This window comes from Streptomyces sp. A 4/2 (assembly GCF_940670765.1).
GTDB lineage: Bacteria > Actinomycetota > Actinomycetes > Streptomycetales > Streptomycetaceae > Streptomyces.
Genome location: NZ_CALNVW010000030.1, coordinates 35860 through 50018, shown reverse-complemented (window position 1 = coordinate 50018; position 14159 = coordinate 35860). Strand labels below are relative to the sequence as shown.

Annotated in this window: 9 protein-coding genes; 6 read left to right on the top strand and 3 right to left on the bottom strand. The window is 72.5% G+C overall.

All coding sequences use genetic code 11. From position 1 onward, the window contains the following. Positions 1-12: 12 nt before the first annotated feature. Both NBY69_RS21715 and NBY69_RS21710 read right to left on the bottom strand, forming a co-directional pair. On the bottom strand, positions 13-1659 hold the full coding sequence (locus NBY69_RS21715) for an amidohydrolase (RefSeq protein ID WP_250302829.1): 1647 nt from the start codon (positions 1657-1659) through the stop codon (positions 13-15). 37 nt (positions 1660-1696) lie between these two features. Continuing rightward, positions 1697-3142, bottom strand: a complete 1446-nt coding sequence (locus tag NBY69_RS21710; RefSeq protein WP_250302827.1) for an APC family permease — start codon at positions 3140-3142, stop codon at positions 1697-1699. A gap of 188 nt (positions 3143-3330) precedes the next feature. Here NBY69_RS21710 and NBY69_RS21705 point away from each other — a divergent pair, with 188 nt between their 5' ends. From NBY69_RS21705 to NBY69_RS21680, 6 genes are all read left to right on the top strand, one after another. After that, positions 3331-4083 (top strand): TetR/AcrR family transcriptional regulator, encoded by a 753-nt coding sequence (locus NBY69_RS21705; RefSeq protein ID WP_250302825.1) that lies wholly within the window; start codon positions 3331-3333, stop codon positions 4081-4083. 106 nt (positions 4084-4189) lie between these two features. Beyond that, positions 4190-4561, top strand: coding sequence for a BlaI/MecI/CopY family transcriptional regulator (locus NBY69_RS21700; RefSeq protein WP_250302824.1), 372 nt, complete (start codon positions 4190-4192; stop codon positions 4559-4561). Continuing rightward, the gene (locus NBY69_RS21695) at positions 4558-5499 is read left to right on the top strand and encodes a M56 family metallopeptidase (RefSeq protein WP_250302822.1); all 942 of its coding nucleotides are present in this window, start codon (positions 4558-4560) and stop codon (positions 5497-5499) included. The genes NBY69_RS21700 and NBY69_RS21695 overlap by 4 nt, the downstream gene beginning before the upstream one ends. A gap of 52 nt (positions 5500-5551) precedes the next feature. Continuing rightward, on the top strand, positions 5552-6793 hold the full coding sequence (locus NBY69_RS21690; RefSeq protein WP_250302820.1) for an FAD-binding protein: 1242 nt from the start codon (positions 5552-5554) through the stop codon (positions 6791-6793). A 165-nt stretch (positions 6794-6958) separates the two neighbouring features. Further along, positions 6959-8269, top strand: a complete 1311-nt coding sequence (locus tag NBY69_RS21685; RefSeq protein WP_250302818.1) for an ROK family transcriptional regulator — start codon at positions 6959-6961, stop codon at positions 8267-8269. A gap of 35 nt (positions 8270-8304) precedes the next feature. Beyond that, positions 8305-11175 (top strand): glycoside hydrolase family 2 TIM barrel-domain containing protein, encoded by a 2871-nt coding sequence (locus tag NBY69_RS21680; protein WP_250302816.1) that lies wholly within the window; start codon positions 8305-8307, stop codon positions 11173-11175. Between the two features lie 87 nt (positions 11176-11262). On the opposite strand, the gene NBY69_RS21675 is transcribed toward NBY69_RS21680, so the two are convergent. Then, positions 11263-13917, bottom strand: a complete 2655-nt coding sequence (locus NBY69_RS21675; protein WP_250302815.1) for a carbohydrate-binding protein — start codon at positions 13915-13917, stop codon at positions 11263-11265. Positions 13918-14159 lie beyond the last annotated feature (242 nt).

Here is a 14159-nt window from a genome sequence, read left to right as displayed (position 1 = left end):
CCTGCGGAACCGTCAGGCGTCGGGCGCCGCGTGGACGCGCCTGCCGCCGACATAGGTGAGCGCGACGCCCGTCCCGCCGATCTCCTCCGGCGGTCCGGCGTACGGGTCACGGTCCAGTACGGTCAGGTCGGCCAGGGCTCCGGCCCGGATGCTGCCGGTGTCGTCCAGGTGGTTCGCATAGGCGGAACCCGCCGTGTACGCGGCGAGTGCGGCGGTCAGTCCGATGCGCTGCTCGGGCAGGAACACGGGATCCGTGCCACCCGGGATCACCCGGTTGACCGCCACATGAATGCCCTGGATCGGGTCCGCGCTGCTCACCGGCCAGTCGCTGCCCGCCGCGAGCGTCGCGCCGGCGCCCAGCAGCGCGCCGAAGGGGTACTGCCAGGCCGCGCGTTCCGTGCCCAGGAAGGGAATGGTCAGCTCGTCCATCTGCGGCTCGTGCGCGGCCCACAGCGGCTGGATGTTCGCGACGGCGCCCAGCTCGCGGAAGCGGCCGATGTCGTCGGGGTGGACCACCTGGAGGTGGGCGAGGTGCGGGCGGGTGTCGCTGTGCCCGTTGGCGGCGCGGGCGGCCTCGACGGCGTCGAGTGCCTGGCGTACGGCGCGGTCGCCGAGGGCGTGGAAGTGCACCTGGAAGCCGAGGGAGTCCAGCTCGGTCACGTAGGAGGGGAGCAGCTCGGGATCGATGAAGCTGGTGCCGCGGTTGGCGGTGGCGCAGCCGCAGTTGTCCAGATACGGGTCGAGCAGGGCCGCGGTGCCGGTCTCGGCCACCCCGTCGAGCATCATCTTGACGGAGTCCGCGCGGAACCGGCCGTGGCTCAACGCCGTGCGCCGGGCGGCGAGTTCCGGTATCTGCTCGGCGCCGCGTTCCCGGTCCCACCACAGGGCGCCGACCACCCGCGCGGTGAGCGAGCCGTCGCGTGCGGCGGTGAGATAGGCGTCCGACGCGTCGGCCATCCCCAGGTTGGCGCCGACCATGGCGTCCTGCCAGGCGGTGATGCCGTGCGAGTGGAGCAGGCGCTGCGAGTGCAGCAGCGCGGCGAGCCGGTCGGCGGCGGTGGACTGCGGGACCAGGCGGGCGACCTGATCCATCGCGCCTTCCTGGAGCATGCCCGTCGGGGTGCCTGAACTGTCGCGTTCGAAGCGGCCGTCGGCAGGGTCGGGGGTGTCGCGGGTGATCCCGGCGAGCTCCAGCGCGCGGCTGTTGACCCAGGCGCCGTGGTGATCGCAGTTGGGCAGATAGACCGGCCGGTCGGACACGACCGCGTCCAGCAGTTCGCGGGTCGGGGTGCCGCCCTCGAAGGCCTCCATGGTCCAGCCGCCGCCGGTGATCCATTCCCGGTCGGGGTGGGCGAGGGCGTACGCCCCCACGGCTTCCAGCGTCTCCGTCGCGGTCCTCGCCCCGGTGAGGTCGCACTGGGTGAGTTCGAGTCCGGCGGCGACCGGGTGCACATGGGCGTCCTGGAAGCCGGGGATCAGCAGCCGGCCTGCCAGGTCGACGACTTCGGTCTTCGGACCGATCAACTCCCGTACCTCGTCGTGTCCGACCGCGGTGATGCGGTCTCCGGTGACGGCGACGGTGGTGGCCCGGCTGCGGGCGGCGTCCAGAGTGAGGACGGGGCCGCCGGTGAGGACGAGATCGGCGTGCGGGTGCTGCATCGAGGGGTCCGTTCGGTTGTGGTCGGGGGGAAGGCGTTCAGACGGGGGTCAGCTCCGTGGTGAGCTGCTCGGCAGCGGTGGACTCGCCGGTACGGAAGTACGGGGACTTGCGGACCCACTTCGCCCAGGCGGCGACCAGCAGTCCCGAGACGATCATGAGAGCGGGGCAGAGCAGCATGAACCAGCCGTTGTCGGGGTCGACTTCGAGGTGGTCGGTGGAGGTGTAGAAGGCGTAGCAGAGGTAGCCGCCGAGGGCGAGCAGGACGGCCGCGCTGAGCGTCGGCAGGATCACCGCGCGCACACCCTGCCGCCAGTCCTCGCGCAGCAGGGACCGGAACCGTACGGCGGCGGCGAGCGCGGTCAGCGCGTACGACAGCGCGACCACGATGCCGATCGCGTTGACCGCCGCCAGCATCAGGTCGCTGAGCTGGTGGATGACCAGCGACAGGAGGGCGACCACCGCGGCGCAGGAGCCGACCAGCACGGTGCCCACGGCGGGCGTGCCGTACTTCTCGCTGACCTTGCCCCAGACGGGCCCGAGCGTACGGTCGCGGCTCATCGCGAACATGCCGCGCGCGGTCGGGATCACTCCGGACTGGAGCGAGGCGACGGCCGAGAAGAGCAGCGCCACGAGCGGCAGCGCGGCCAGCGGCTGGGAGGCGAGTTTGTCGCCGAAGTACGTCAGGCCCTGCGCGCCGTGGCCCACCAGTTCGTCCGTCGAGAGGACCCGCTGGAAGGCGGTGGCCCCGAGCAGGAACAGCGCGAGCATGGTGAAGAGGGTGACGATTCCGGCACGGGACGCCTGGGCCGGGTCGCGTACCTCCTCGTTGACGGAGAACGCGGCGTCGAAGCCCCAGTAGCAGAAGACGGAGAGCACCATGCCCTCGGCCAGCGCGTGCATCGAGGGTATGTCGAAGGGGTTGAACCAGTCGAGGCTGAAGGGATGGCTGCCCGCGAAGAGCGCGTAGCCGCAGAAGCCGAGCAGTACGGCGTACTCGAAGACCAGCAGTGCGCTCTGGAACCGGGCGGCGCTGCGGACCCCCGTGACGGCGGTGAAGGTGACTCCGGCCAGGATCACCAGTCCGACGGCCGTGGTCTGCGCGGTGGAGTCCGGGTCGAGGGCCAGGCCGCCGACCGAGTGCAGTCCGGCCTCACCCGCGAGTTGCATGACCGCGGACCCGGTCACGGCGGTGGTGTACGAGAGGAAGACCACCGTGCCGACGATGTTGATCCAGCCGGTGAGGAATCCGAGCCAGGGGCTGATGGAACGCCCCACCCACACATAGCCGCTGCCCGCGTTGGGCTCGACCGCGTTGAGCCGGACGAAGGCGCCCGCGATGCCGAGGATCGGCAGGAAGGCCAGCAGCATGATGGCGGGCAGGTGCAGCCCGACGGCAGCCGCGGTCACACCGAGGCCGATCCCGATACTGGAGGTCGCCGCGGTGCTGGAGGCCGCGATGGCAACCGTGTCCAGGACACCCATGGACCGGCGCAGACTCTCCGGTGGGTCTGTTCCCAGGGGACTTTCCGTTGCTGTCACAGCACGCTCCGCTCTCACCGCGGGGCCGATGTACCGGCCCGGTGGCTGGCCATAAAACGCCGAAGGTCTTAACAGGTCAATGCCGTTGACGTAAGGTTCCCGCAGCACAGGGCGGTGGAGGGAGGCAGTGGGTGGCTGAGCGAGTGGTCCCGGCGCCGGATCGGCGGCGCAGGCGTCCGACCAAGACGGGCGTCGTCCTGTCCGAGGAACTGATCGTCGCGACGGCCCTGCGGCTGCTGCGGGAGCACGGCGCCGCGGCCCTGACCGTACGCCGCCTGGGCGCGGCGCTGGGCGCCGACCCGAGCGCCCTGTACCGCTACTTCCGCGACACCGACGATCTGCTGCTCGCCGTCGCAGACGAGCTCATCGGCCTGGCGATGCGCGCCTGGCAGCCGACCGGCGACTGGCGTGCCGATCTGCGGGACCTGGGTCTCCGCATCCACTCGGGGGCGCTCGCCCACCCACAGGCCGCCGTGCTCAGCTCCTGCCGGGCCACCGGCAGGGCGAACGAGATCCGGTCGGTGGAGGCGATCCTCGGTGTGCTGCGCGGAGCCGGTTTCCCCGAGACCGAGGCGGTGCGGATCTACCACGCGTTCGTCGACCAGACGCTGGCGTTCGCCGCACTGGACGCGGCGGCGGAGGCCCTGCCGCCGGAGGCGCGGGGCGCGGACGACGACGTCTGGCGGGCGACCTACGCCGAGCTGCCCGCCGACAGCCATCCGAACATCGCGGCGGCCTCCCGGCACCTGGTGGCCAGAATGAACCTCAGCGCCTATCCGACGGCCCTGGAACTGCTGCTGTCGGCCGCCGGGGCCCGGCTGGCCGCGCTCCAGCGGTCCGGCGAGTCAGGGGCGGGAACACCCCCGCGGCGCGGTCTCCCATAATGGTGGTCGGGGATGGTGGTCGGGCCACTCACCGCGGACCCCACCCGACCACGGCGACGCAGACCGCCCACGGCAGCGTGGACGGCATTCCGGAGGAAAGATCCCCATGACCGAGGAGCACCCAGAGCGGCGGCCGGCCGGAGAGCTGGAGGCGAGCGTACTGGCGACGCTGTGGGCCGCCGACGGACCGCTGACGCCCGCGGATGTGCAGCGGACCCTCGGCAGTGGGCTCGCCCGCACCACCGTGACCACGATCCTGAGCAGGCTGTACGAAAAGGGGTGGGTGGGCCGGACCCGCTCGGGACGCGGCTTCGCGTACACCCCGACCGAGGACTCCCCCGGCCTCACCGCCCGCCGGATGCACACCGAACTGGAGAAGGAGGAGGACCGCTCCACGGTCCTCGCCCGGTTCGTGTCCCGGCTGAGCTCCGACGACGAGCGGCTGCTGCGCGAGCTGCTGGAGGGTGAGGGCAAGTGATCTACGCCGTGTGGGTGCCCCTGCTGATGCCGCTGCTCGCGGCTCCCGCGGCCCGCCGGCTGGCCGAACTGCTGTCCCCGCGCCAGGCCGTCCGGCTGCTGACCGCCGCCGCGCTGACGCTCGGCAGCTGCTCCGCGGCGGCGCTGGGTCTGCTGGTCGTGGCGGGCGCCCTGCGGCTGCCACCGGTCGCCGCGCTCGGTGAGCTGATCCACCCGCCGGCCGACAGCGGTCCTGCCACCGCCGTGACGGCCGTGGCAGCCGCCCTCGCGCTGGCCGTCTGCACCGCCGCGCTGGTACGGACCGTGCTGCGGCAGCGCGCCGAGCTCCGCGAGGCCCGGCGCCGGCACGGCGGTGCGGGTGAACTGGCCGTGGTGCGCGACGCCGCTCCCGACGCGTACGCACTGCCCGGCAGGCCGGGCCGGATCGTCGTCACGACCGGAATGCTCGACGCCCTCGCACCGGCCGAGCGCGAAGCCCTCTTCGCCCATGAGCGGGCGCACCTCGCGGGCCGCCATCACCTGTTCATCGCGGCGGCCGAACTGGCCGCGCTCTGCCATCCGGCGCTGCGCGCGCTGCGGGCCCCGCTCGGCTACGCCCTGGAGCGCTGCGCGGACGAGTCGGCGGCCGGGGCCGTCGGTGACCGTTCCCTCGCGGCGCGGGCGATCGGCCGTGCCGCGCTGGCCGCGCACCGGGCGCCCGCCGCCCGGCCGAGCGTCGTACTGGCGGCCACCGCGGGCCCGGTCCCGCGCCGGGTCGCCGCGCTGCTGGGGCGCCACCCCACCGGCCGCGCCGGGCACGGGCGGCGCGGCCGGGCCGCCCGGACGGTCGCCGCCGCGCTGCTGGTCTGTCTGTCGCTGTCGGCCGCCGGAGCGCTCGACGCCGCGAAGGATCTGCACGGCGGCATCGAGGCGGCGCAGGGCGGGACCGGGCACCACTGACGGTTCCGCCGCGCCCTCGAACCGGTGGTGAGCGGCCGATAGCATCCCGGGGATGCTGACGAACTGGGCGGGGAACATCGCCTTCACCGCATCCCACATCGACCGGCCCACCACGCTCGGCGGACTGCGCCGGCTCGTCGCCACCGGGGCGCGGGTGCGGGCGCTGGGAAGCGGCCACTCGTTCAACGAGATCGCCGACACCGGGGGCACGCTGGTCTCGGTGGCCGGGCTGCCGTCCGAGATCGACGTGGACACGGCCGCTTCGACGGTCCGGGTCGCGGCGGGCACACGGTACGCCGAACTGGCCCGCGAGGTGCACCGGCACGGCCTCGCCCTGCACAACATGGCCTCCCTCCCGCACATCTCCGTCGCCGGTTCGGTGGCCACCGGCACGCACGGTTCCGGGGTGGCGAACGGCGGGCTCGCCACCGCGGTGAGGGAGTTGGAGCTGGTCACCGCCGAGGGCGACCTGCTGACGCTGAGCCGCGACCGGGACGGTGACCGTTTCGCCGGGGCCGTCGTCTCGCTGGGGGCGCTCGGGGTCGTCACCTCGCTCACCCTGGATCTGGTGCCGGGCTTCGAACTGGCCCAGCGGGTGCACACCGGGCTGCCACTGTCCGTCCTGGACGAGCACTTCGGCGCGGTGACCTCCGCCGCGTACAGCGTGAGCCTCTTCACCGACTGGCGCGGTCCGCTCTTCGGACAGGTGTGGCTGAAGTACGCCGCGGACCGGGAGCCGGAGTTCCCGTGGGCGCCCGAGGCGCCGGGGCCGCTGCATCCGGTACCCGGAGTGTCGCCCGTGCACTGCACCCGGCAGCAGGGGGTGCCGGGGCCGTGGCACGAGCGACTGCCGCATTTCCGGGCGGAGTTCACGCCGAGTTCCGGCGAGGAGCTCCAGTCGGAGTACCTGGTGGACCGGCGGCACGCGCTCGCCGCGCTGCACGCCGTCGACGCGATCCGTGCGTCGGTCGCGCCGGTGCTCCAGGTCTGCGAGGTGCGCACGGTCGCCGCCGACGGTCTGTGGCTGAGCCCGGCGTACGGGCACGACACCGTCGCGCTGCACTTCACCTGGCTGAAGGACACGGCCGCCGTGCTGCCAGTGCTCGGGCTGCTGGAGGAGGCGCTCGGTCCGTTCGCCGCGCGCCCGCACTGGGGGAAGCTCTTCACCGTCCCCGCCGACCGGCTGCCGGACCTCTACCCGAGACTGGCGGACTTCCGGGGGCTGGCGCGGGAGCTGGACCCGAAGGGCAAGTTCACCAACGCGTTCCTCGCGCCGGTGCTGCGCGGCGTCTGACGCGCACGCGACCCATCCCCTTTTCACAACCCTTTTCAGAACCCCTTGCCGATCGGGTGGCGGGCGCCCTAGCCTGACGCCCGGCCCACGCGACGGAGAGCGCCGCGGGGGCCCGGTATGGGGCCCGCCAAGGGCCTGTGGGCTTTCCGGGGAGGGAGAACTGCCGTGCCACGCACGTCCCGTGACATCCGCACCGCCAACCGTCACGCCGTCCTGCGGCAGATCATCGCCCACTCCCCCGCCTCCCGGCAGGAACTGGCGGCGGCCACCGGGCTCAGCCTGGCGACCGTCGCCACCCTGGTGGGAGAACTGGTCGAGTTCGGTCTGCTCACCGACGTCGGATTCGAGGAATCCGCGGGCGGCCGGCCCCGCGGTCTCGTCGCGGTCGACCCGGCCCGTGGTGCGCTGATCGGCGTCGATGTGGCGGAGACGTACGTCCACGCCGAGATCTTCGACCTGTCCCTGACCGTGCTGGCCCGCGCGGACACCGGGCTGCGCCCCGGTGAGACGGAGCCGGAGCGGGTGGTGGCGCACATCGCCGAGGCGGTGGACTCGGTGGTGGAGCGGTCGGGCGTCGATCCGGCGAGGGTGCTGGGGGCCGGGATCAGCATGCCCGGCCAGGTGGACCGTGAGGCCGGTTCCTCGGTGTACGCGGTCAACTGGGGCTGGCACGACGTGCCGTTGCTGAGCCTGCTGGCCGAACGGCTGCCGTACCCGCTGTACCTGGACAATCCGCTGCACGCCAGCACGGTCGCCGAGCTGTGGTTCGGCGCGGCGCGCGGGCGTTCCGACGCGGTGGTGGTCAATCTCGGTACGGGTGTGGGCGCGGGGATCGCGGTGGGCGGCTCCCTGCACCGGGGGGTGACCAACACGGCGGGCGAGTGGGGCCACACCACGCTCGTGCTCGACGGGCGGCTCTGCCACTGCGGCAACCGGGGCTGCATCGAGGCATACGTCGGAGCACCCGGCATCATGCGGCACCTGCGTGAACTGGCCCCGTCCGGACCGCTGTTGCACCCCGACGACCAGACGGCGACCATCGGCGCGCTCGGGGCGGCCCTGGCGGACGGCGACCCGGTGGCGGTCCAGGTGGTCCGGGAGACGGCCCGCTGCCTCGGCGCGGCCCTCGCCGATCTGGTCGGCCTGCTCAATCCGGAAGTGATCGTGCTCAGCAGCTGGGTCGCCGCCGCACTGGGCGAGCCGCTGCTCGACGAGGTGCGTACGGCGGTGTCCCGGCGGGCACCGGCCCGGCCGCTGGCCGCCACCGAGATCGTGCTGAGTCCGATCCCCACCGACCCCGTCAGTCTCGGCGCCGCGACCTTCGCGCTCGAAGGGGCGCTGGCGTCCGCCGGACGGAAGACCGCCGGACCCAAGACCGCTGGACGCGGGACCGCCGTACCGAAGACCGCCGGACGCGGGACCGCCCTACCGAAGACCGCCGTACCGAAGACCGCCGGGACCGCGGTCCGGCGCTGACGCGCACGCCGATCAGACCTCGACCAGGGAGACCGATGAGCACCACGTACCACGAAGATGTGTCACCCGGCAGCGGCACCCTGCCGCCGCGCGCCGGATATGCGCGCTCCGATGCCATGAGCCTGTCGCTGAACGGCAGTTGGCGTTTCCGGCTCTCCCCGACGGCCGACGGTGCGGACTACTCGTTCGCCGCGCCCGGGTACGACTCCGGCGCCTGGGACGAGGTGGCGGTCCCCGGGCACTGGGTCCTGCAGGGTCACGGGGCGCCCATCTACACCAACCACCTCTACCCCTTCCCCGTCGACCCGCCGCGGGTGCCGACCGAGAACCCCACCGGGGACCATCTGCGTACCTTCGACCTGCCCGCGCGGTGGCCGGGTTCCGGTGAGGCCGTACTGCGTTTCGACGGGGTCGAGTCGTGCGCCAGGGTCTGGCTGAACGGCGAGGAACTGGGCGAGTTCAAGGGGAGCCGGCTGCCTCACGAGTTCGCGGTCGGCGCGCTGCTGCGGGCCGAGGGCAATGTGCTGGCGGTGCGCGTCCACCAGTGGTCGTCCGGTTCGTACCTGGAGGACCAGGACCAGTGGTGGATGCCGGGCATCTTCCGCGATGTCACCCTGCTGCACCGCCCGGACGGCGCGGCCGGGGACTTCTTCGTCCACGCCGCCTACGACCACCGTTCGGGCCGCGGAACGCTGCGCGTCGACAGTGCGGTGCCGGGCCGGGTGACGGTGCCGGAGCTGGGTCTGGACCTGGCGGCGGGCGACGAGGCGGTCGTGGAGGCCGATCCGTGGACCGCCGAGACGCCACGGCTGTACGACGGCGAACTGGCCACGGCCGGGGAGCGGATCCCGCTGCGCATCGGCTTCCGTACGGTCCTCGTCGAGGACGGCGTGATCAAGGTCAACGGGCGGCGGATCCTCTTCCGCGGGGTGAACCGCCACGAGTTCCACCCGGAGACCGGGCGCACCCTGGACCTGGAGACGATGCGCGCGGACGTGGTGCTGATGAAACAGCACAACATCAACGCCGTGCGCACGAGTCACTACCCGCCGCACCCCGCCTTCCTGGATCTCTGCGACGAGTTGGGCCTGTGGGTGGTCGACGAGTGCGATCTGGAGACCCACGGGTTCACCGAGCAGGACTGGCGCGCCAACCCGGTGGACGACGAGCGCTGGACCCCGGCCCTGCTGGACCGGGCGGCCCGCATGGTGGAGCGCGACAAGAACCACCCGTCCGTCGTCGTCTGGTCGCTGGGCAACGAGTGCGGGACCGGCCGCGGGCTCACCGCGATGGCCGACTGGATCCGCGGCCGGGACCCGGAGCGCCTGATCCACTACGAGGGCGACCTCTCCTGCGCCGACACGGACATGTACTCGCGGATGTACGCCTCCCACGCCGAGGTCGCGGCCATCGGCCGCCGGGAGGACGACGGGCCGCCCGAACGGCTCCAACTGCCCTTCGTCCTCTGCGAGTACGCGCACGCGATGGGCAACGGACCCGGTGGGCTGAGCGAGTACCAGCAGCTCTTCGAGGCGCACGCGCGCAACCAGGGCGGCTTCGTCTGGGAGTGGATCGACCACGGTCTGGCGCACCCGGAGTTCGGCTACGCCTACGGCGGTGACTTCGGCGAGGAGCTGCACGACGGCAACTTCGTCTGTGACGGGCTGCTCTTCCCCGACCGCACGCCCTCTCCCGGTCTCGTCGAGTACAAGAAGGTCATTCAGCCTGTCGGGATCGAGGGCGTGCGGACCGACGGCGACCGGACCGAGGGCGGCGGTGCAGCCGTCCGGATCACCAACAAGTACGACTTCACCGATCTCTCGCACCTCACGTTCGAGTGGTCCTTCGACGTGGACGGCGAGACGGCCGAAACAGGCGTGCTCGACGTGCCGGTGCTCGCCCCCGGCGAGCGGGCCGATCTCGAGCTGCCCGCCCCCGCGTACGCCGGGCGGAACGCCGAGACCCGGTGGACCGTGCGGGCCCTGCTGGCCGACGGGACCCGGCACGAGGTCGCCTGGGCGCAGCTCCCCGCCGCCCCCAGGCAGTCCCCGCCGGTGGCCTCGGGAAGCCGTCCGCGCCGCGACGGGCAGTCGGTCGCACTCGGCCCGGCCTCCTTCGACGCCCGGACCGGAGAGCTGCGGACACTCGGCCCGGTCGACATCCGGCAACTGCGCCTGGACATCTGGCGGGCGCCCACCGACAACGACAACGGCGCGGACTGGCAGAGCGGCGTGCGCTACGGGCAGCGCTGGCGGGAGCTGGGCCTGCATCGCATGCAACACCGCCTGGACGCGGTCGAGTTGAGCGATGACGCACTGACCGTGCGGACCAGGGTGGCGCCCGCGGCGCAGGACATCGCGCTGGTGACGGCGTACCGCTGGACCAGCGACGGGGCGCGGCTGCGGCTCACCGTGTCCGTCGCGCCCGAGGGCGATTGGACGGCTCCGCTCCCCCGGCTCGGCATCCGCTTCGGCCTCCCGGCCGGGGCCGATTCCGCCAGCTGGTTCGGCGGCGGTCCCGGCGAGGCGTACCCGGACACCCGGTCGGCGTCCAGGCTGGGCAGGTGGCACTCCTCGGTCGACGGGCTCCAGACGCCGTACGTCCGGCCACAGGAGAACGGCGCCCGCGCGGATGTCCGTTGGGCGGAGGTCGGGGGCGTACGGGTGGAGGGCGATCCGGAGTTCTGGTTCACGGCCCGCCGCTGGACGAGCGAACAGCTCGACGCGGCGGAGCACCGTACGGATCTGCGCCCGGCCGGACCGGTCTGGGTCAATCTCGACCACGCCCAGCAGGGCATCGGCTCGCAGTCCTGCGGCCCTCGCCCGCTGGATCAGCACCAACTCGCCGCCGAACCAGCGGAGTTCACGTTCACCTTCGCACCGGTACCGGACCCCGGAGCCGAGTGAGCAACCGGTGCCCGGCCGGTGACGCGCAACGGACCGGCACACCGCCGGCAGACGGCGGTGTGCCGGTCCGGGCGTCGGTGACCGGCGTCAGTCGCGCACGGTCAGCCAGTCGAGAGCGGCCACCCGGTGGCCGCCGGAGGCCACGAGGTAGAGGTCGTGCGTCCCGGTGACCGCATGGGGCAGTGTCACGGACTGCTCCTGCCAGGTGTCGGAGCCGCCGGTGTCGCGTACCGGCAGCGCGCCCGCGAGCCGGCCGTGCGGGCCGTCCAGCCGCAGCTGGAGCGAGCAGCCCCGGCCGCAGCCGGTGGAGGCGAGGCGCACCGTCAGACGGTTCGCTCCGGCACCGAACCGGACCTGGTGGAAGCCGATCAGGTCCCCCGGGCCGAGCACTCCGGTGGCCGCATCGCCACGTTCAACTCCCTTGATCACACCGGCCTGTTCGGCCTGGAGTGTGGACGCCGCGTCCGGGCCGTCCGCGTAGAGCCTGATCTCGTCGACGGCCCAGGGCGTGTCGCCCGCCGCCGTCAGCTCGATACGGAGGTAGCGGACGGTGGCCTGCGGGAAGACCGCGTCCTGGGTGAAGGAGCGGCCACCGACGCGGGCCACGGGGGCGCCCCAGGTCCTGCCGTCGCCGCTGGTCGAGACCGTGAAGCCGTGCGGGTGGCCGGTGGCGTCCAGCCCCGCGTCGAGCGCGAGGCGGCTGACGCTCTTCGGTGTGCCGAGGTCGAGGGTGAGGTACTGGCCGGGCGTCTGCGCCGTGCCGGCCTTCCACTGGGTGCCCTGGTCACCGTCCACGGCCGCGGTGGCGTCGCTGCCGTCCGAAGCCGTCGCCTTCCAGCCGTCGTTGCGGACCCTGGACGAGCAGCCCGGCAGCGTACAGCCGCTCGACCAGATCGGCGCGCCGTACTCGTACGCCCCCTGGTCGGGAGCCGCGCCGCGGACGCCGGTGGTCACTCCGTCGACCGTCTCCCCCGCGTCGATCGCGGGGGACCCGGCGCGCAGCCAGAGTTCGCCGTTCCGGGCGTCGGTGTAGCGCGGGTCGGTGGGCGGCAGCAGGTTGTCGCGGACGACGGGGGCCGGGTCACCCGGCCCGGAGATCTCGAACGGTGTCAGCGCCACATCGTTGCTGACGTACGTGCCGGTCGCGTCGGTCGCGCCGCTCAGGCGGACCGCCGCGGTCGAGATGCCGGGCCCGTACGAGGAGTTGTGGTCCTGGTTGCCGAGGCTCACATCGCTGTGCCCGTTGAAGAACGTGCCGCGGGTGCCCGTGTTGTACGCCACGTCGTGGTGCAGCAGGAAGTGGCCGGACGAGTTGTCGATGTAGTAGCCCACCTGGCCGTCCGCGTCATGGACGGTGTTGTGGTCGACGCTCGAACCGGATGCGTCCAGGTTGCAGCACACGTAGAAGGGGCTGCCGTCGCGGGAGGTGCGCATCGCCTCGGAGAGGTCGTTGTACGCGATGCGGTTGTCGTGGAACGGGACGCCGTTGAGCTGCCACGACACGTCGATGCTGCCCCGTCCGGTGCGGCGCACGGTGTTGTGCGTGACCGTCTGGCCACTGCCGTTGATCTCGATGCCGGGGGTGTAGCTGCCCATCCAGCCGACGTCGTGGATCAGGGAGTTGGTGACGGTGTTGCCACTGCCGCGCACCAGGACGCCGGTACCGGCCGAGTAGCCGATCTCGCTGTCGCGCAGGGTGTTGCCGGTGCCGAGGATCTGCACCCCCGAGTGGAGGACCTGCGAGTCGACGATGTTGCCCTCGGTGGGCGGGATGGACAGTTCGTCGTCGGCGGGCATCGGAAGCGTGGAGAACTCGGAGACGTACTGGGCGCGCATCCCCTCGACCAGGTCGCCGGTCGAGTCCTTGCCGGTGCGGAGCGAGGTACCCCAGAGGTCGAGGCCGCGCACCGTGACGTACGAGCTGCCCGAGAGGTCGACGCCCCAACTGCGGTGCTTCGCCGTGACGGTGTGCCCGCCGATGCCGCCCTTCGGCGGTACCAGGTAGAGGCGCTCGGCGGCCTTGTCGTAGTACCACTCCCCCGGCTGGTCGAGGGTGGCCTTGGCGCCCACCAGGTAGTAGTTGCGGTAGTTCTGGTCACCCATGCAGAGCGGTGCACAGCGGTTGTTGCCGCCCTTGAAGTCCAGGGCTCCGGCTGTCGTGGCGGTGACGGTGCCGGTCTGCTGGCTCCAGGGGTTGGACCCGGCCCAGAGATGGACCGTCGCTCCGGTGAAGTCCCCTGCGGGCAGGGCGGGGTCGTCGATGTGCTGGTCGGTGGAGGTCTTCTCGGCGACCGCCCAGGACGGATCGAGCGGATCGGAGCCGGAGTTGGGCCAGCGGCCCTCCATCGCCCGGCCGCCGTCGAGGAACAGGGCGTTCTCCGTCGGGTCGAGCGGCAGGGCGGTGTCGGCGGCGACAAGGCCGCCGCCCGCGTCCTTCCACCCGGTGACGACGTCGGTTCCGTCGACGGTGACGGTCCCGTCGCCGTACGCGGCGAAGGTGATCGGCGCGCCCTTGCGGCCGGAAGGCGGGGTGACCTGTTCGCGGTACGTTCCGTGGTGGACCAGGCAGGTGTCTCCCGGCTTCACCAGTTCGGCGCAGCGGGCGACGGTACGCAGCGGCTTCCGGGACGTCCCCGGGGCGTGGTCGGACCCCCAGGTCGCGACCTCGTACGTGCGCCCCGCGCTGTCGTGGGCCGATGCGGCTCCCGGCAGCGCGAACAGGGCCGCCGCTGCTGCGGTCACCAGGGAAATCGATCGGTACGGGACTCTCACGCATGGCCTCCGGTCTTCGGTGGTGCGGGCGGGAGCGGGGTGGTCAGCAGGGGAAGGGCGGTACGGCGGGCGAGGACGTCGGTGCCCGGCAGGCACCGGAACCACAGGAAGTGAGCAGCTGCGCACCGCACACCGCGACCGCCGCCGCCCCGGGAACCCGTCGCTTCATCAAAGACCGTCTCTGTGCCGGGAGTTGATGTTGCGATAGTTTT

Bases quoted from the DNA above. Each gene is read 5' to 3' on its own strand.
- NBY69_RS21715 (WP_250302829.1), bottom strand. From the start codon at position 1,659: ATGCAGCACCCGCACGCCGATCTCGTCCTCACCGGCGGCCCCGTCCTC.
- NBY69_RS21710 (WP_250302827.1), bottom strand. From the start codon at position 3,142: ATGGGTGTCCTGGACACGGTTGCCATCGCGGCCTCCAGCACCGCGGCG.
- NBY69_RS21700 (WP_250302824.1), top strand. From the start codon at position 4,190: ATGACCGAGGAGCACCCAGAGCGGCGGCCGGCCGGAGAGCTGGAGGCG.
- NBY69_RS21690 (WP_250302820.1), top strand. From the start codon at position 5,552: ATGCTGACGAACTGGGCGGGGAACATCGCCTTCACCGCATCCCACATC.
- NBY69_RS21680 (WP_250302816.1), top strand. From the start codon at position 8,305: ATGAGCACCACGTACCACGAAGATGTGTCACCCGGCAGCGGCACCCTG.